The sequence below is a fragment of the Citrobacter sp. Cpo074 genome, assembly GCF_030332745.1.
Classification (GTDB): domain Bacteria; phylum Pseudomonadota; class Gammaproteobacteria; order Enterobacterales; family Enterobacteriaceae; genus Citrobacter; species Citrobacter portucalensis.
In genome coordinates this window covers 211,560-230,209 of the sequence record NZ_JAOWHG010000027.1, presented here as the reverse complement: position 1 = coordinate 230,209, position 18,650 = coordinate 211,560, and the positions used below count along the sequence as shown (strand labels likewise).

Here is an 18,650-nt window from a genome sequence, read left to right as displayed (position 1 = left end):
CGCAGGAAGAACTCTGTCAACAAATATTGACAGCGCGCTGGAAAATTGGGCGCCGGGGCGTAAAGTTATACGATCGGCGCCTGTTTTTTAGCTAACTTTCGCGCGGAGATTTGTTCTTTTGTAAGGTCTCTTTCACCTGAGCAATCAGTTGACGGCGAAAATCGCCCAGTCGTGGCTTATCATCATCGATCCACGGCAGCGGTCGGCAAAGTTCCATAGCTTTAATGCCCAGACGCGCCGTTAACAACCCCGCCCCAATGCCCTGTGCGGCACGCGTTGATAAGCGGGCGGCTAAATCCTGCGACATCCAGTCCATCCCTACTTCCCGCACCAGCTCACTGGCCCCGGCAAAAGCGATATTCAACAACACCAGGCGGAACAGGCGCAGACGGCTGTAATAACCAAGTTCAATGCCATACAGCGATGCAATGCGATTAATCAGCCGCAGATTTCGCCAGGCGATAAACGCCATATCCACCAGCGCCAACGGACTGACTGCAATCATCAGCGTGGACTCTGCCGCTGAACGGCTAATCTCACGCCGGGCTTGCGCATCCAGTACCGGCTGCACAAGATGGGCATACAGGCTGACCACTTCGCGATCGTTCTGCGTTTCATGAATTGAGGCATACCAACGCTGTAGAGCCGGATGCGACTGATCGATACCCGCCTGCTGCGCCAGTTTTTCACAAAATGCACGACCTTTTCCGGTTCCATGGCTGTGGAGCAAGTCTCGCGCTTCATCACGTTCGTGCGCGCGCTGACGCAATCGCCACAATCTGCGCCACTCGGTCGCCACCGATCCGACACCTGCGCCGATAATCAATGCGCCTGCGGCACATCCTCCCAGCGCGACCCAGTCCTGAGTCTGCCATGCGTTCATGGTCCACTGCACACCCTGAGCAACAACGCTTACGCCAAACAGCGCCAGCCCGCCCATCACCATCTTGCGCCACAGACTGCGTTTGGGGCGTAAGGCCGCATCAATGACGGCCTCCGCCTGACCTTCGTCTTCCAGGGGTTCATCCACTTTCGCTGGAGAAAAAGTCTGCGCCTCCGTCTCATTGAACATTTGCTGCGCTTTAAACGCCGTGTTTTGTTCCACGTCCAGCGGACCTGAGAAATCGATACGCGGTTTTAACAGCTCGCTCATCGCAATTTATCTCCTATTAAAAACTCCAGCGCGGCATCAAGGCGGATATGCGGTAAGGGTTTATCGACATCCATAACCTGCGGGCGAAACGCCTCAAACTGAAAGCCCAGGCTGTCCCAGAACGCCTGTCCTGGCAGTCGCGCGGGCACTTCCCCCGGATAAACGGTTAGCGGTTCGCCATCGCTCAGACGATTACCACGCAGCGCCGGGATCTTTTCACCTTTCACGTCGATCAAGCCGCTGGTGGTTGCCTGCACCGATGCCAGCCCCAGACAATCCATGCTGATACCTTCGAACGCCGCGTTTTGCCATGCGTCCTGGATCAGCTGCTGCAATAACGACACCATATTGGCGTGCTGATCGACCGTGACGTGGTCGGCTTTGGTGGCGGCAAACAGCAGCTTGTCGATCACTGGAGAAAATAGCCGACGAAACAGCGTACGCTGCCCGTAATGGAAGCTTTGCATCAACTGGGTAAGCGCCAGGCGCATGTCGTTGAACGCCTGTGGCCCGCTGTTGAGCGGCTGCAGGCAATCTACCAGCACAATCTGGCGGTCAAATCGCAGGAAGTGATTCTTATAAAACCCTTTGACGACCTTTTCGCAGTAATAATTGAATCTTTCGCGCAACATGCCCGCGTTGGTGTGTTTGTCAGCCTGCGCCAGCTTTGATTCCCCCCAGGCATCGACATCCGGCCACGGGAAGAATTGCAGCGCAGGCGCGCCCGCCATATCTCCGGGCAGGACAAAACGGCCCGGTTGAATAAAATGCAGGCCCTGCTGTTTACACTGATGCAGATACTCCGTCCAGGCGGCAGCAATTTCCGCCAGACGGTTTTCATCAGCAGGCGCCAACGGATCCAGCCCCTGGCATAACTGCCGCCATTTTGCCGACCATTCGCCCCGCTGCCCCTGCAATAATCCGGTCATTTGCCGCGACCAGCTCAGATAATCCTGGGCAAGCATCGGTAAATCGAGCAGCCACTCCCCCGGATAATCGACGATCTCCAGGTACAACGTGGAGGTGTCTTTAAAGTGGCGCAGTAAAGAGTCATTGGATTTATAGCGCAGCGCCAGACGTATTTCACTCACGCCGCGCGTAGGGGTCGGCCAGGTCGGCGGAGAGCCGTACAGTTGCGCCAGTCCCTCATCATAGGTAAAGCGCGGAATGCCAAAATCGCGTTGAGGAACCCGTTTCACGCCGAGCAAACGCTCTTCGCGCACGCAACTGAGCAACGGCAGACGCGCACCGGCATGAATATTGAGTAACTGATTTACCATCGCGGTGATAAACGCCGTCTTACCGCTGCGGCTAAGTCCGGTGACAGCCAGGCGTAAATGCCGGTCTACGCCGCGATTAACCAGCGAATTGAGTTCATTTTTAAGTCGCTTCATCGCCATCCCGTTTTGCTGAAGGAACCGAAGAAATTATAACAAACAGGAAGTAAAGATAGGGGTCAATTCTTACTTATCAACTACCTGGGCGGTACCTGGCGGCATTATTCTTACCGCCAGGAGCAGAAGAACTGCGTACGGCTTATTTATTCTCTACTTTAGGAAGCGAGATCTGGTTGATGCCACCTTCATTCGTCACCTGCGTATAGCCCATTTCAGTCAACATATCCTTCGCTTGTCCCGATTGACGCCCGGAGTTGCAGTACAGCTTCACAGTGTCGTTCTTATCAGGAACTTCAGCTGCAATACGTGCCTTCATTTCTTTTAATGGAATATTGACGGCCCCCTGAATATGCTGCTGTTGGTACTGTTCAGGAACGCGAACATCGATCCAGTGTTCGGCTGCGTAAACCGGCATGCCGATGACCAGAGCCAACGCTAATACACCTTTTTTCAACATAATATCTTCCTGACTGATAGTTGGATTTACCTCTACACTATACGCCAGTTCTTAAGAAAATATTGCGACCACATTATCACCGTCTGCAGGCGCGGACGATTGTTCCTCAGGTTACCCATGCTGCAGTTAGCCTGTTGATTTTTCTACCCACATTTGATGTTCCTACCCAACAATTAGGTGAGCAAAGCTGTAATTTATTATTTAATCTGATTGCAGGTGAGAAAGGATTACAGAATATCACGATAGGAACACAAAGATTGCTGACCGACTTCCTGATATAAAACTTGGGTATTAATGCTCTGCGAAATAGATTTTTTAGTTCACCCTCAATACCCGTGGTAACGATCCAAAAGAATTCTGACAGCCCCAAAATTATATTTGTGAGCTGCCGCAAATTAACTGAGGGAATGTTGATTAATTGTTGCTTGCTTTTGCTGATTCAAATATCAGGGTTGATTACCTGAATAACGTTTCGACAATTTTGCCGCAGCCCGACTCAACACCGGTTCCAGAACCAACGCCAGCAGCATTTTTAGCGGGCGTCGGGCGACGGACTTCACCGCCCACCCTGCTACACCCGCCGGGCCGTAGCGCAGCGCGGTCAGAAGCACCAGCTTACCTGCTATTTTAAAGCCCGGCTTAACCCTTTGCCCGGCACGTTGCCAGCGATTGTTCATTTCTGTCCTCACAATTGACGGAAGCGACTACGTAAGGAAAAAGTATCGGACGTCACATAACGCTCCATTTCACGTAAACGCTTTTCACTAGCCGCCAGCTCGCGATCGACGGCATCCAACAGCTCACCGCTTGATGGCTGCTGCTCGCCGGAAACCACATTATCCGGCATCGGATCCAACACAAAGGTCAGCACGATGTAGGCGACGAAGGTGAAAAAGGCCAGGCCAAAAAAGACTGACAACACCACCAGGATCCGTACCAGCTTCACAGGCACATCAAGATAATGCGCAATCCCAGCGCAAACCCCCTTCACCATGCCCTGCTGCGGAATACGCCACAGTTTTTTGTTCAGATTAACGCCTCCCATTAGCGGTCCCTCCAGTTTGGATGTTCAGCATCAAGAATGTCTTCCAGCGCCTGAATGCGCTCGCGCATCCGCTGTGCGTCATCGTTGAGTTCAACCAGGCGTTGCTGTTCACTTTGCGACAGTTCGCCACGACTGGAACGGTTGCTGTAGTGCAGCCAGAGCCAAATCGGTAAAACGAACAACACAAAGATGGTTAATGGGATGGCCAGAAATAGCGCGCTCATGAGTACTCCTTACAGGTGATGAGCGGCGGCGCGTTCGGGCGCCGCCAGATGTTATTATTGCTTGTCTTGCTGCATTTTGGCTTTGAGTTGCGCCAGCTGCTCGCTGATTTCATCATCTGCTTTCAGGTCAGCAAATTGCTGATCCAGGGATTTCTGTTTACCGAAGTTATGGCTTTCAGCCTCGGCTTCCATCTGATCGATTCGACGCTCGAAAGATTCAAAACGCGCCATCGCTTCATCAAGTTTACCGCTGTCCAGTTGACGACGAACATCACGCGAAGAACTCGCTGCCTGATGACGCAGCATCAGCGCCTGCTGACGAGCACGGGTTTCACTAAGTTTGTTTTCCAGCTCACCGATCTCTTTTTTCATACGCGCCAGCGTATCGTCAACCAGCGTCACCTCATGCTCCAGAGAGGCAATTAAATCGGTCAGTTTCTGCTTTTCAATTAACGCAGAACGCGCCAAATCTTCTTTCTCTTTACGCAGCGCCAGTTCAGCTTTTTCCTGCCACTCTGCCTGTTGCGCGCTGGCCTGTTCAATACGGCGAGATAATTGTTTCTTTTCTGCCAGCGCACGCGCTGAGTTGGAACGTACCTCAACCAGCGTGTCTTCCATTTCCTGGATCATCAACCGCACCAGCTTCTGCGGATCTTCAGCCTTTTCCAGCAACGCGTTAATGTTGGCGTTCACGATGTCGGCAAAACGAGAAAAAATACCCATAATGTAATCCTCACTTACTGTTCTGATATCGGGCAATGCCCTGCTGTTTTCGTAATGCACGGGGCGTGCCAACTTTTTATCTAATTGATTCTAATAATTATATCTAATTTTACCTGTTGCGAAAACTAGGGTAAATTGGTGAAGAACACTAACAAATGGTGAATTTCATCATGGCAGGATACAAAGATAATCTTCTGGGCGAAGCGAACAGCTTTATTGAAGTGCTGGAGCAGGTTTCTCATCTCGCGCCGCTGGATAAACCAGTACTGGTTATAGGTGAGCGCGGGACCGGGAAAGAACTTATCGCCAACCGCCTGCACTACCTCTCCACCCGCTGGCAAGGCCCGTTTATTTCGCTTAACTGCGCGGCGCTAAATGAAAATTTGCTTGATTCCGAACTGTTTGGTCACGAAGCGGGTGCCTTTACCGGCGCGCAAAAACGCCATCCAGGACGTTTCGAACGCGCCGACGGCGGTACGCTGTTTCTCGATGAACTGGCAACTGCCCCGATGTTGGTACAGGAAAAATTGCTGCGGGTTATTGAATATGGCGAGCTTGAGCGCGTAGGTGGTAGCCAACCATTACAGGTTAACGTACGACTTGTTTGTGCGACCAATGCTGACTTACCTCGCATGGTTAGCGAAGGCACTTTCCGCGCGGACCTGCTGGATCGCCTGGCCTTTGACGTGGTGCAACTCCCACCGTTACACGAGCGTCAAAGTGACATTATGTTAATGGCCGAGCATTTTGCCATTCAGATGTGCCGCGAGATCGGATTACCTCTGTTTCCGGGTTTTAGTGCCGAGGCCAGAGAAACTCTCCTCCACTACCGTTGGCCGGGCAATATTCGTGAACTGAAAAACGTCGTGGAGCGTTCCGTTTACCGGCATGGAACCAGTGATTACCCGCTGGATGAGATAATCATTGACCCCTTCCGCCGCCACACTACGCAGCCGCAGGCGTCGGAAACTAAACCGATGTCTGTAGGTTTACCGCTGGATCTGCGTGAATTCCAGCAGCAGCAAGAGAAAGACTTTCTACAAACCAGCTTACAGCAGGCAAAATTTAACCAGAAAAAAGCCGCTGAATTACTGGGTCTGACTTACCATCAGCTTCGCGCTTTGCTGAAAAAACACCAGATTTAACGCACATTTGCAGATGTCATATTGGCGGATTTGACGCATAACCTCATCAGGGTTTACCATGACGCCATTACTGTATAAAAAAACAGGTACAAATATGGCACTGGCACTCGTTGGCGAAAAAATTGACAGAAACCGCTTCACCGGTGAGAAAATTGAAAATAGTACATTTTTTAACTGTGATTTTTCAGGTGCCGACCTGAGCGGCACTGAATTTATCGGCTGTCAGTTCTATGATCGTGAAAGCCAGAAAGGGTGCAATTTTAGTCGTGCGATGCTGAAAGATGCCATTTTTAAAAGCTGTGATTTATCCATGGCGGATTTTCGCAATGCCAGTGCGCTTGGCATTGAAATTCGCCACTGTCGTGCGCAAGGCGCAGATTTTCGCGGCGCAAGTTTTATGAATATGATCACTACTCGCACCTGGTTTTGCAGTGCATATATCACTAACACAAATCTAAGCTACGCCAATTTTTCGAAAGTCGTGTTGGAAAAATGTGAGCTGTGGGAAAACCGTTGGATGGGTGCCCAGGTACTGGGCGCGACGTTCAGTGGTTCAGATCTTTCCGGCGGCGAGTTTTCGACTTTCGACTGGCGAGCAGCAAACTTCACACATTGCGATCTGACCAATTCGGAGTTGGGTGACTTAGATATTCGGGGCGTTGATTTACAAGGCGTTAAGTTGGACAACTACCAGGCATCGCTGCTCATGGAACGTCTTGGCATCGCGATTATTGGCTAGTCTTCAGGGAGCGGTGAATATTCCGCCCCCTGCACTGCTTTTTACCCCTCAGGCATCGCTGAAGAGTGGTGTGTGGAAATTTTCCACTCTTTACCGTCCCATGCATAAGTGAATGTGTAGCGGGCTGAAACCGTTGATTTGTCCGCGAAGGTAAATGTGTAGGTACCGGTGTCTATCGCCTTATTGCACCCCAGGCGAATGGTACGCATGTCAATTTTCCCGGTCGGCTTTTTCGCAAGAAAATGCTCGAAATAATCAACACGTTCAGCGTCCGTTAAACGCGCTTTATTGGATACAGTAGGCAACAATACCGCATCGCTAAGATAATTTTCAGATACCGTCTGCGCGTTACCTGTTTTCAATGACTCGTTCCACTTATCAAATAGCGCTTCGATTTGCGCTTTATTCACCTTCACACAGACTGGAGTCGACGCTGCAAAAACGGCTCCAGGCAATAGGGCAAGTGAAACAACAAGGCTCAGTAATTTATTCATACAATTCATTCCATTAGAAGTTAAATGGCAACAGAAAACCGTTCATAACCAGGATCAAAGCCAAAATGCATTTAATAACCAATGGAAATCATCACCATAAATGGGTGAGAAGATTAAGATGCCATGAAGAAAAAATGGAATTAACATATTGAAATAATTATAGATACTTTAGCTATTACAACTCACATAACGTGTACTGCTTCCTGAATGATTATAGTTCAGCATTGATAGTGACACTCTAAATGCTCGCTCCACACTTCGTTATCGATGCCATACTCCATCTTCCGAGCACACACTGATATCAATCAGTAAACAACGACAGGTACGCCCCCACGTTTATAGCAAGTCAGATGGGCCATGAAAATGCTAAGATAGTTAACAGAGTAGATTCAAAGTGGATAGCAGGTATGAATTTTGACCATGTCGCGGTGTTGAACTCGCGCTTATCGAACCTGTTACTCCCAAAAACAAACGGTAATGGCAAATGTCATTAAGTATTAGTAAGATAGCCTCTTTATATAATCCATTAAAATTATGCGCCTGGTTTTATCATCTCTGATCGTGATGGCTGGATTTCTGAGTGGTCAGGCTGCTGCTGCGCCTGAGCAAGCTCCGCACGCTGATATCCGTGACAGTGGGTTTGTCTATTGCGTCAGCGGGCAAGTCAATACGTTCAACCCACAAAAAACGAGCAGCGGTCTCATCGTCGACACGTTAGCGGCCCAATTGTATGACCGACTGCTTGATGTAGATCCCTACACCTATCGGCTGGTGCCTGAGCTTGCTGAAAGCTGGGAGGTGCTGGATAACGGCGCAACCTACCGCTTCCATCTGCGTCGTGACGTTCAGTTTCAGAAGACTGCCTGGTTCACCCCCACCCGCAAACTGAATGCAGACGATGTGGTGTTTACCTTTGAGCGCATCTTTGATCGCCACCATCCGTGGCACAATGTGAACGGCAGCAGTTTCCCCTACTTCGACAGCCTGCAGTTTGCCGATAACGTCCAAAGCGTGCGCAAACTGGACAACAACACCGTTGAATTCCGCTTAACGCAACCGGATGCCTCCTTTATGTGGCACCTTGCCACACACTATGCCTCCGTAATGTCGGCGGAATATGCCGCTAATCTGGCAAAACAGGATCGCCAGGAGTTGCTCGACAGACAACCCGTCGGCACAGGCCCGTACCAGCTTTCGGAGAATCGTGCCGGCCAATATATTCGGTTGCAGCGACATGAAAAATTCTGGCGTGGCACTCCTCTGATGCCGCAGGTCGTAGTGGATCTCGGTTCTGGTGGAACCGGACGCTTATCGAAATTACTCACTGGCGAATGTGACGTCCTTGCCTGGCCTGCCGCCAGCCAGCTCAGCATATTGCGTGATGACCCTCGCCTGCGTTTGACGCTGCGCCCGGGGATGAACATTGCCTATCTGGCGTTCAACACCAATAAACCGCCGTTGAATAACCCTGCCGTGCGGCATGCGCTGGCGCTAGCGATCAACAACCAGCGCTTAATGCAGTCTATCTACTACGGGACGGCAGAAACCGCGGCATCTATTTTGCCTCGCGCCTCGTGGGCTTATGATAACGAAGCTAAAATTACAGAATACAACCCGGCAAAATCGCGCGAGCAGCTAAAAGCGCTGGGGCTGGAGAATCTGACGTTACAACTTTGGGTCCCTACCAGCTCTCAGGCCTGGAACCCCAGTCCGCTGAAAACCGCCGAGCTGATTCAGGCAGATATGGCTCAGGTGGGTGTGAAAGTGAAGATCATCCCGGTAGAAGGTCGTTTTCAGGAGGCGAGATTAATGGATATGAACCATGATCTGACGTTATCCGGCTGGGCGACGGACAGTAACGATCCTGACAGTTTTTTCCGGCCGTTGCTCAGCTGTGCCGCCATCAATTCACAGACCAACTTTGCCCACTGGTGTAATCCGCAGTTTGACAGCATTCTGCGCAAGGCTCTCTCTTCGCAGCAGCTTTCATCGCGAATTGATGCCTATGACGAAGCGCAAAATATTCTTGCCCAAGAGTTACCGATCCTGCCACTGGCCTCTTCACTGCGTCTACAGGCTTACCGCTACGACATCAAAGGGTTGGTGCTCAGTCCATTCGGTAATGCCTCTTTTGCCGGCGTGTCCAGGGAAAAGAAAGATGAGGTGAAAAAACCATGATTATCTTCACCTTGCGTCGATTTTTATTGCTACTGGTAACCCTGTTCTTCCTGACCTTTATTGGCTTCAGCCTGAGCTACTTCACACCTCATGCGCCGTTACAGGGTGCATCGCTGTGGAACGCTTGGGTATTCTGGTTCAATGGTCTCATTCACTGGGATTTCGGCGTATCCAGTATCAACGGTCAGTTGATCTCAGAGCAGCTGAAAGAGGTGTTCCCGGCCACAATGGAGCTGTGCATTCTTGCCTTTGGTTTTGCACTAATGGTTGGGATCCCCGTTGGTATGCTGGCCGGTATCACGCGGAACAAATGGCAGGACCGCTGCATCAGCGCATTGGCTCTGATGGGGTTTTCTATCCCCGTTTTTTGGCTGGCGCTGCTGCTGACATTGCTCTTCTCGCTGACCCTCGGCTGGTTACCCGTTTCCGGGCGTTTTGATCTTCTCTACGAGGTGAAACCTGTTACCGGTTTTGCCATTATTGATGCGTGGATCTCCGACTCGCCCTGGCGCGATGAAATGCTGGTCAGCGCTATCCGTCATATGGTGCTCCCGGTGCTGACGCTCTCCGTTGCGCCCACCACAGAAGTTATCCGCCTGATGCGTATCAGCACCATTGAGGTCTTTGACCAGAACTACGTCAAAGCGGCGGCCACGCGCGGTTTGTCACGATTAACGATTTTGCGTCGTCACGTCCTGCACAATGCCCTTCCGCCAGTGATCCCGCGTCTGGGATTACAGTTTTCCACCATGCTGACGCTGGCGATGATCACCGAGATGGTCTTTAGCTGGCCAGGTCTTGGCCGTTGGCTGATTAACGCGATTCGCCAGCAGGATTACGCGGCGATTTCAGCGGGCGTGATGGTGATTGGTTCACTGGTTATTATCGTTAACGTCATCTCTGATATTTTGGGTGCTATGGCTAACCCTCTGAAACATAAGGAATGGTATGCCTTACGATAGCGTCTACAGCGAAAAACGCCCGCCAGGTACGTTGCGCACCGCATGGCGCAATTTCTATGGCGATGCGACTGCGATGATCGGCCTGTACGGCTGTGCGGGACTGGCTATTCTGTGTATTTTTGGTGGTTGGTTTGCCCCTTACGGCATCGATCAGCAATTTCTCGGCTATCAGCTTTTACCGCCGTCATGGTCGCGCTATGGCGAAGTCTCATTCTTCCTCGGGACTGACGATCTGGGACGTGACGTTTTAAGTCGTCTGCTCAGCGGTGCGGCCCCGACCGTTGGCGGCGCGTTTGTCGTTACTCTTGCTGCCACGCTGTGTGGTCTGGTATTGGGTGTAGTTGCCGGTGCGACGCACGGCTTGCGCTCTGCGGTGCTGAACCACATTCTGGACACCCTGCTGTCGATCCCTTCTCTGCTGCTGGCGATTATTGTGGTGGCGTTTGCCGGGCCGCATCTGACACACGCCATGTTTGCCGTCTGGCTGGCGCTGCTGCCGCGCATGGTGCGCTCCGTTTACAGCATGGTGCATGACGAGCTGGAGAAAGAGTACGTCATTGCCGCTCGCCTGGACGGTGCAACCACACTGAATATTCTGTGGTTCGCCGTTCTGCCCAATATTACCGCTGGCCTTATTACTGAAATCACCCGCGCACTGTCGATGGCGATTCTGGATATCGCCGCGCTGGGTTTTCTCGACCTTGGCGCACAGCTGCCGTCCCCGGAATGGGGAGCCATGCTCGGCGACGCACTGGAGCTGATTTATGTCGCACCGTGGACGGTGATGCTGCCAGGCGCGGCAATTATGATAAGCGTGTTGCTGGTTAACCTACTGGGTGACGGCGTGCGCCGCGCAATTATTGCGGGGGTGGAGTAATGCCATTACTGGATATCCGCAACCTGACCATTGAATTCAGGACCGGTGACGACTGGGTAAAGGCTGTTGATCGTGTCAGCATGACCTTGAATGAGGGTGAAATCCGCGGGCTGGTCGGCGAATCTGGCTCCGGCAAAAGTCTGATCGCTAAGGCCATTTGTGGCGTCGCTAAAGATAACTGGCGCGTAACCGCAGACCGTATGCGTTTTGATGATATCGATCTGCTACGCCTTTCGGCGCGTGAACGACGCAAACTGGTCGGTCATAACGTCTCCATGATCTTTCAGGAGCCGCAGTCATGTCTCGATCCGTCCGAGCGTATCGGACGTCAACTGATGCAAAATATTCCGGCATGGACCTACAAAGGTCGCTGGTGGCAGCGCATCGGTTGGCGCAAACGCCGTGCGATTGAACTCTTGCACCGCGTCGGGATAAAAGACCATAAAGACGCCATGCGCAGCTTTCCATATGAGCTGACCGATGGCGAATGCCAGAAGGTCATGATCGCTATCGCATTAGCGAATCAGCCGCGTTTGCTGATTGCCGATGAACCAACGAACGCGATGGAGCCAACCACCCAGGCGCAAATTTTCCGTCTGCTAACCCGTCTGAATCAAAACAGCAATACCACCATTTTGTTGATTAGCCATGACCTGCAAATGCTCAGCCAGTGGGCTGACAAAATCAACGTGATGTACTGCGGGCAAACGGTCGAAACCGCGCCAAGTAAAGATTTGGTGACCATTCCTCATCATCCTTACACTCAAGCGTTGATTCGCGCTATTCCTGATTTTGGTAGCGCAATGCCGCACAAAAGCCGCCTGAATACCATGCCAGGAGCTATTCCATTGCTGGAACAATTACCCATCGGCTGTCGTCTGGGGCCACGCTGCCCTTATGCACAACGCGAATGTATTGAAACCCCAAGACTGACCGGAGCAAAGAATCATCTCTACGCCTGTCATTTCCCGCTGAACATGGAGAGAGAGTGAGATGGTAGAAACCCTGCTCGAAGTTCGTAATCTGAGCAAAACCTTTCGCTACCGGACAGGTTTATTTCGCCGCCAGACCGTTGAGGCCGTTAAGCCCCTGAGTTTCACCCTGCGTGAACGTCAGACGCTCGCCGTCATTGGTGAAAACGGTTCGGGGAAATCTACGCTGGCAAAAATGTTGGCGGGTATGATTGAACCCACCAGCGGTGAGCTGCTGATTGACGATCATCCGTTAAAATATGGCGATTATTCATTTCGTAGTCAGCGGATCCGTATGATTTTCCAGGATCCGTCAACATCGCTTAATCCGCGGCAACGTATCTCGCAGATCCTTGATTTTCCGCTACGACTGAATACCGACCTCGAGCCTGAGCAGCGTCGTAAACAGATCGTGGAGACCATGCGCATGGTCGGGCTGCTGCCCGATCACGTAAGCTATTACCCACATATGTTGGCCCCAGGGCAAAAACAGCGTCTGGGCCTTGCCCGTGCGCTCATTTTACGCCCCAAAGTCATTATCGCCGACGAAGCCCTGGCCTCTCTGGATATGTCGATGCGTTCACAGCTCATCAATCTGATGCTGGAATTGCAGGAAAAACAGGGGATTTCGTATATCTATGTGACCCAACATATTGGCATGATGAAGCACATCAGCGATCAGGTATTAGTCATGCATCAGGGCGAAGTGGTAGAACGCGGCAGTACAGCGGATGTTCTGGCGTCCCCGCTTCATGAGCTTACCCGCCGCCTGATTGCAGGTCATTTCGGCGAAGCGCTCACCGCTGATGCCTGGCGAAAAGATCGTTAGCAAACGGCTGCCCTCCTCAACCGGGGGGCAATCTGTCATCAGTGACACAACGTGGGTAAGAGCAGCGTATCAACTTCGGTAAACGCGACTGACGGGTAAAGGGCACCACCTTGCATTGCCCAGACACCTGCGGTACTGGCCTCGTCGATAAGTCGTACTGTTTCTACTCCCTTCACCACAACACGGTCGCAATATTCCCTGATATTTTTGATCAGCACCGGGAACATCGGTTTTTCTACCTGTTCCAGGAAGAAACCGCGATCCAGTTTCACAACGTCAAAATGACCGCAAACCAGCGGACTGGCCCCTACGCTGCCGGAGCCAAGATCGCCCAACCACAATGCGTTTGGGCCGTCGCGAAGTGAATTAATCAGCAAATTATTCAGGCACACGGTATTCGACAGAAAACGTTCTGAAAGTTCCAGTGCTATAAATGGTAGAGCATGTAAGGCCGACTTGATGGCTGGATCACCAATCGCCAGCAGTGCCATTTCGTCAATGAGGTTCAGGGTGCAAATAAGGCTGTTGCGCTCAAACCAGTCACGCTTTTCGGCAATTAGTCGAATTTGCTCGAGCATGAAATTACGCTTTTGTTCGCTATCCCACGCTGAAATGATGAAATCTGGATGCAACGGGTGAACCGTATCTGAAGTAAACCGGGCGTTAATCTCTACACCCAGTAATTTATCTGTTGTGTCTCTCATCGGTTCCGCGATGAAATGATAGTGCATAAGACCACTCCAATTGATCATAACATCCTGATAATGCACTTCTAATCACAATCAATCAATAATATCGATCAATGAATCGATATTGATCGATAAAAACAATATATCATAACAAGCTGAATATTGTCATATTTTTTGTTTTAAGAAAGTTCCTACCTTGCTATGTTTATTAACATCAGCTAGCAATGAAATAATACCATTTCAATGCCTTTGAAACCTCGTATTTTCTCTGATTCACCGACGTTAGATGCCTGAACGAAGCATAAGCGGAGGGGGATGATATACTCCTCACATGTAATGAAGTGACAGGTCACGTGAGGCGGATAACCATTCTCCAGGGAAAAAGCGTGGGATATAATTTCAGGCCAATTTCGAGTGCATTTAATGTGTCAATCATAACTCATTGATTGATAAAAGATAAGTGTTAACCAAAAGGATTAAAGCCATGGGTTTTTTATCAGGTAAGCGCATTCTGGTGACAGGCCTTGCCAGTAAATTGTCTATCGCATGGGGAATCGCTCAGGCGATGCATCGTGAAGGTGCCGAACTGGCGTTCACCTACCAGAACGACAAGCTGAAAGGTCGTGTGGAAGAATTTGCAGCGCAATTAGGCTCCAACATTGTTTTGCAGTGTGATGTAGCTGAAGATGCCAGCATTGACGCCATGTTTGCTGAACTGAGCAAAACCTGGCCGAAATTCGACGGTTTCGTACACTCCATCGGCTTCGCACCTGCTGACCAACTGGATGGTGATTATGTGAATGCAGTTACCCGCGAAGGATTTAAAATTGCGCATGACATTAGCGCTTATAGCTTTGTTGCGATGGCAAAAGCATGTCGTTCTATGCTAAACCCTGGCTCTGCGCTATTGACGTTGTCCTATCTGGGCGCAGAGCGTGCAATCCCGAACTATAACGTGATGGGCCTGGCGAAAGCCTCATTGGAAGCAAACGTCCGTTATATGGCTAACGCAATGGGGCCTGAAGGCGTACGCGTAAACGCAATTTCCGCAGGTCCAATCCGCACCCTCGCCGCTTCCGGTATCAAAGATTTCCGTAAAATGCTGGCCCATTGCGAAGCTGTTACGCCGATTCGCCGCACTGTTACCATTGAAGATGTGGGCAACTCTGCGGCATTCCTGTGTTCCGATCTTTCTGCCGGTATCTCTGGTGAAGTCGTACACGTTGACGGTGGTTTCAGCATCGCTGCAATGAATGAACTAGAACTGAAATAATCTTCCAATCTTTCTGGGCGGCCCACTGTCGCCCATGATGCTCGTTTTTAATTCCCCTCTACCCTGTCCCATATATGCTTTTCTGATATTTATTATCACGTAACAATCTTTCATCCCCTCTTCTGCTTACGTCAGGATATTGCAGCGCAAACGATCCGGCGTAGTGGTATGACGACGTGTCCGGGTCGCCACTTTTTAGACCAAGGACCGCCCATGGAACAACGCCGAATTGAAGGCAAAAGCCACTGGTATCATGAGACGCAATCCAGCATGTATCCACAAGATGTTCTGCCGCTGGTGCCGGAAGCCGCTCATGTCGACGACTGCTTTTTACTGGATCTGGCGATATCTGATGACGCCCTTTTACCTTTTCAATCCTGGTTAATCCCTGCCCGTAAACTTGCACAGATCCTCTTCCCGACCCACGTAAATCTGAGTCAGATGCACACATTCAGTGCCTATGAACGGATGAGTACGGCGTTAACCGTCGCTCAGGTATATGGCGTCCAGCGATTATGTAATCACTATGCCGCGCGTCTAACACCGCTTCCTGGGCCGGACTCCTCGCGGGAAAGTAACCATCGACTGGCGCAAATCACCCAATATGCTCGTCAACTTGCCAGCTCTCCTGCCGTGATAGGCGCGCGCGATCGCCAGCATCTGGATGCAGTCGGGCTGACCACCGGCGATAGCATTCTGATGAATCAAATTATCGGATTCGTCGGTTTTCAGGCCCGTATCGTGGCCCTGTTTCAGGCCTGGTGTGGACATCCGGTGCGCCGAATTCCGGGTCTCGATATACAACAATTCGCTCACGCTTCACCATTTAGTGCAGCAAACGCTACCTGGCACGCTTCGCCATTTCCGATTGAAAAACATCTTAATCATGATGAGTCGATAGAAAGACGTTATCCCGAGGAACTGCAAGCGTTACTGCCATTACTGATACATTCCCCCGTCATTTTGGATTTACTCGGGTCGCTCATTTCCAGCACGCAACGTAGCGGGATACCGGTACAGGCATTTTCATTGGCGACGCTGATGACTTCACGGATTAATGGCAGCGTGGCCTGTTTTAATGAACATGCGTATTCAACTCATGAATTAACCGAGGCCATTACCGTTCTTCGTCAGGATGAACGTGAATTACAACGGTGGGAACAACGACATCCGGTTGAGCGCGTCACCCTACAGGCGGTACAATGGCTGACCCGGGCGCCCGACCGCTTTAGCACCGCACTGTTAACGCCTTTGTTCGATCAGGGAATCTCTTCAGAGCAGGCCATTAACCTGCTAGCCTGGAGTGGATTGTGCGGATGGTTGAATCGCTTGAAAATCGCGCTGGGCGACACTGATTAACCGATCCACTTACTGAAAGAGCGCTTGCTGCAACTGGCAGAATCGCGTAAAACTGTCAGCCGCTCTTTTAGCCACGAAAATAGACAATTATGCTTCAGGACAACCCGCTGCTAGCGCAGCTTAAACAGCAACTACATTCCCAGACGCCACGTGCTGAAGGGGTGGTAAAAGCCACGGAAAAAGGCTTTGGCTTCCTGGAAGTCGATGCACAAAAAAGCTATTTCATTCCACCGCCGCAGATGAAAAAAGTGATGCATGGCGACCGTATTGTTGCGGTTATCCATACAGAAAAAGATCGTGAATCTGCTGAGCCGGAAGAACTGATCGAACCCTTCCTGACGCGCTTCGTGGGTAAAGTTCAGGGCAAAAATGACCGTCTGTCCATTGTGCCGGATCATCCGTTACTGAAAGATGCTATTCCTTGTCGTGCAGCCCGCGGCGTTGAACATGAATTTAAAGAAGGCGACTGGGCTGTTGCAGAAATGCGCCGCCATCCGCTGAAAGGCGATCGCACCTTCTACGCCGAGTTAACCCAATTTATCACTTTTGCTGATGACCACTTTGTCCCGTGGTGGGTCACACTGGCACGCCATAATCTGGAAAAAGAAGCACCAGACGGTGTAGCAACCGAAATGCTGGACGAAGGCCTGGTTCGTGAAGATTTAACCGCCCTCAATTTCGTCACCATCGACAGCGCCAGCACCGAAGATATGGACGATGCGCTGTATGCTGAAGAACAAGCTGACGGCACGCTACAATTAACCGTCGCCATTGCCGACCCAACAGCCTGGATTGCAGAAGGCAGCAAGCTGGATAAAACGGCAAAAATTCGCGCGTTCACCAATTATTTACCGGGGTTCAATATCCCGATGTTACCACGTGAATTGTCTGACGATCTCTGCTCTCTGCGCGCGAACGAAGTGCGCCCGGTTTTAGCTTGTCGTATGAGCATTACCGCCGATGGCACGATTGAAGACAACATCACCTTCTTCGCCGCAACCATCGAGTCTAAAGCGAAGCTGGCCTATGATAATGTTTCCGACTGGCTGGAAGGTACTGGCGAGTGGCAACCAGAAAACGACGCGATTGCGGAACAAATCCGTCTGCTGCATCGTATTTGCCTGAGCCGAGGAGAGTGGCGTCATAACCACGCGCTGGTCTTTAAAGATCGCCCGGATTACCGTTTCGTTCTCGGTGAAAAAGGTGAAGTACTGGACATCGTCGCTGAGCCACGCCGCATCGCAAACCGTATCGTGGAAGAATCCATGATTGCGGCAAATATTTGCGCCGCCCGTGTGCTTCGCGACAAGCTGGGCTTCGGTATTTACAACGTCCATATGGGATTCGACCCGGCCAACGCCGACGCTCTGGCCGCGCTGCTGAAAACCCACGGTATGCACGTCGATGCCGAAGAAGTACTGACACTGGAAGGTTTCTGCAAACTGCGCCGCGAACTGGATGCACAGCCATCCGGCTTCCTCGACAGCCGAATTCGCCGCTTCCAGTCTTACGCTGAAATTAGTATTGAGCCAGGTCCACACTTTGGGTTGGGTCTGGAGGCATATGCCACCTGGACTTCCCCAATCCGTAAGTACGGCGATATGATCAACCACCGTCTGCTTAAGGCCGTCATCAAAGGAGAAACCGTCGCCCGACCTCAGGATGATACCACCGTGCAAATGGCGGAACGTCGTCGCCTGAACCGGATGGCTGAGCGTGATGTGGGTGACTGGCTATACGCCCGTTTCCTGAGTGATAAAGCCGGAACTGACACCCGCTTTGCGGCCGAGATCATCGACGTCAGCCGCGGCGGCATGCGCGTACGTTTGGTTGATAATGGCGCTGTTGCCTTTATTCCTGCCCCCTTCCTGCACGCCGTGCGTGATGAACTGGTCTGCAGCCAGGAAAGTGGTACCGTACAAATCAAAGGTGAAGTGGTTTACAAAGTCACTGATGTGATTGACGTAACTATCGCCGAAGTTCGCATGGAAACCCGTAGCGTTATCGCGCGTCCAGCAGCGTAAACTGACAAATCCAACGACCTTTCTCTTTTTTGAAAGGTCGTTTTCTTTTTTTAGCGGCCAAATTTCAACCACACACTACACTTCTCTTATCCAGTCAAAATTTTTTTTTAC

19 protein-coding genes and 1 pseudogene are annotated in these 18,650 nt (G+C 51.1%); 11 read left to right on the top strand and 9 right to left on the bottom strand.

The features are described from left to right. Positions 1–91: 91 nt before the first annotated feature. The 3 genes from OGX83_RS05720 to pspE form a co-directional block, all read right to left on the bottom strand. On the bottom strand, positions 92–1,153 hold the full coding sequence (locus OGX83_RS05720; protein ID WP_286587517.1) for a YcjF family protein: 1,062 nt from the start codon (positions 1,151–1,153) through the stop codon (positions 92–94). Beyond that, complete coding sequence (locus OGX83_RS05715) at positions 1,150–2,547, bottom strand: YcjX family GTP-binding protein (protein ID WP_286587516.1); 1,398 nt, start codon at positions 2,545–2,547, stop codon at positions 1,150–1,152. Before OGX83_RS05715 ends, OGX83_RS05720 begins: the two co-directional genes overlap by 4 nt. Positions 2,548–2,689: 142 nt before the next feature. Next, entirely contained in the window at positions 2,690–3,007 is a 318-nt protein-coding gene (gene pspE / locus OGX83_RS05710) for a thiosulfate sulfurtransferase PspE (RefSeq protein ID WP_008784913.1), read from the bottom strand. A 155-nt stretch (positions 3,008–3,162) separates the two neighbouring features. Here pspE and OGX83_RS05705 point away from each other — a divergent pair. Next, a pseudogene (locus tag OGX83_RS05705) lies at positions 3,163–3,288 on the top strand (LacI family DNA-binding transcriptional regulator); the annotation flags it as partial. A gap of 165 nt (positions 3,289–3,453) precedes the next feature. Here OGX83_RS05705 and pspD read toward each other — a convergent pair. The 4 genes from pspD to pspA are packed head-to-tail and all read right to left on the bottom strand — an operon-like array spanning position 3,454 to position 4,999. Then, positions 3,454–3,684 carry a phage shock protein PspD gene (pspD, locus tag OGX83_RS05700; protein ID WP_003833267.1) on the bottom strand — a complete coding sequence of 77 codons (231 nt, stop codon included), beginning with the start codon at positions 3,682–3,684 and terminating at the stop codon, positions 3,454–3,456. An 8-nt stretch (positions 3,685–3,692) separates the two neighbouring features. After that, a complete protein-coding gene (pspC, locus tag OGX83_RS05695; protein WP_003020497.1) occupies positions 3,693–4,052 on the bottom strand; it encodes an envelope stress response membrane protein PspC in 360 nt (119 codons plus the stop codon). Continuing rightward, positions 4,052–4,276 carry an envelope stress response membrane protein PspB gene (gene pspB, locus OGX83_RS05690; protein ID WP_003020509.1) on the bottom strand — a complete coding sequence of 75 codons (225 nt, stop codon included), beginning with the start codon at positions 4,274–4,276 and terminating at the stop codon, positions 4,052–4,054. The genes pspC and pspB overlap by 1 nt, the downstream gene beginning before the upstream one ends. 54 nt (positions 4,277–4,330) lie before the next feature. Beyond that, entirely contained in the window at positions 4,331–4,999 is a 669-nt protein-coding gene (gene pspA / locus OGX83_RS05685) for a phage shock protein PspA (protein WP_003020532.1), read from the bottom strand. Between the two features lie 155 nt (positions 5,000–5,154). Between pspA and pspF the strand changes: the two genes are divergently transcribed. Beyond that, positions 5,155–6,144, top strand: a complete 990-nt coding sequence (pspF, locus tag OGX83_RS05680; RefSeq protein WP_208744255.1) for a phage shock protein operon transcriptional activator — start codon at positions 5,155–5,157, stop codon at positions 6,142–6,144. A 94-nt stretch (positions 6,145–6,238) separates the two neighbouring features. After that, a complete protein-coding gene (locus tag OGX83_RS05675) occupies positions 6,239–6,883 on the top strand; it encodes a quinolone resistance pentapeptide repeat protein QnrB9 (RefSeq protein ID WP_004201260.1) in 645 nt (214 codons plus the stop codon). A gap of 41 nt (positions 6,884–6,924) precedes the next feature. Here the strand turns inward: OGX83_RS05675 and OGX83_RS05670 are convergent, their stop codons facing one another. Next, positions 6,925–7,377, bottom strand: a complete 453-nt coding sequence (locus tag OGX83_RS05670) for an SgcJ/EcaC family oxidoreductase (RefSeq protein ID WP_286587513.1) — start codon at positions 7,375–7,377, stop codon at positions 6,925–6,927. 534 nt (positions 7,378–7,911) lie between these two features. Here OGX83_RS05670 and sapA point away from each other — a divergent pair. From sapA to sapF, 5 genes are read left to right on the top strand one after another with little or no spacing between them, the layout of a single operon-like run. Next, entirely contained in the window at positions 7,912–9,555 is a 1,644-nt protein-coding gene (sapA, locus tag OGX83_RS05665) for an ABC transporter substrate-binding protein SapA (protein WP_003833288.1), read from the top strand. Continuing rightward, complete coding sequence (gene sapB, locus OGX83_RS05660) at positions 9,552–10,517, top strand: peptide ABC transporter permease SapB (protein ID WP_003020545.1); 966 nt, start codon at positions 9,552–9,554, stop codon at positions 10,515–10,517. Before sapA ends, sapB begins: the two co-directional genes overlap by 4 nt. Beyond that, the gene (gene sapC, locus OGX83_RS05655; RefSeq protein WP_003833291.1) at positions 10,504–11,394 is read left to right on the top strand and encodes a peptide ABC transporter permease SapC; all 891 of its coding nucleotides are present in this window, start codon (positions 10,504–10,506) and stop codon (positions 11,392–11,394) included. Before sapB ends, sapC begins: the two co-directional genes overlap by 14 nt. Beyond that, positions 11,394–12,386, top strand: a complete 993-nt coding sequence (gene sapD, locus OGX83_RS05650) for a peptide ABC transporter ATP-binding protein SapD (RefSeq protein ID WP_003020556.1) — start codon at positions 11,394–11,396, stop codon at positions 12,384–12,386. Before sapC ends, sapD begins: the two co-directional genes overlap by 1 nt. Before the next feature lies 1 nt (position 12,387). Next, positions 12,388–13,194, top strand: a complete 807-nt coding sequence (gene sapF, locus OGX83_RS05645) for a peptide ABC transporter ATP-binding protein SapF (RefSeq protein ID WP_003020558.1) — start codon at positions 12,388–12,390, stop codon at positions 13,192–13,194. 38 nt (positions 13,195–13,232) lie between these two features. Here the strand turns inward: sapF and OGX83_RS05640 are convergent, their stop codons facing one another. Then, complete coding sequence (locus OGX83_RS05640; protein ID WP_032943595.1) at positions 13,233–13,925, bottom strand: EAL domain-containing protein; 693 nt, start codon at positions 13,923–13,925, stop codon at positions 13,233–13,235. Between the two features lie 442 nt (positions 13,926–14,367). Here OGX83_RS05640 and fabI point away from each other — a divergent pair, with 442 nt between their 5' ends. The 3 genes from fabI (at position 14,368) to OGX83_RS05625 (ending at position 18,539) form a co-directional block, all read left to right on the top strand. Next, positions 14,368–15,156 (top strand): enoyl-ACP reductase FabI, encoded by a 789-nt coding sequence (fabI, locus tag OGX83_RS05635; protein WP_003020565.1) that lies wholly within the window; start codon positions 14,368–14,370, stop codon positions 15,154–15,156. A 213-nt stretch (positions 15,157–15,369) separates the two neighbouring features. Beyond that, a complete protein-coding gene (locus tag OGX83_RS05630; RefSeq protein WP_286587510.1) occupies positions 15,370–16,515 on the top strand; it encodes a carboxymuconolactone decarboxylase family protein in 1,146 nt (381 codons plus the stop codon). Between the two features lie 89 nt (positions 16,516–16,604). Continuing rightward, positions 16,605–18,539, top strand: a complete 1,935-nt coding sequence (locus OGX83_RS05625; RefSeq protein ID WP_057067367.1) for an exoribonuclease II — start codon at positions 16,605–16,607, stop codon at positions 18,537–18,539. Positions 18,540–18,650: the final 111 nt, after the last annotated feature.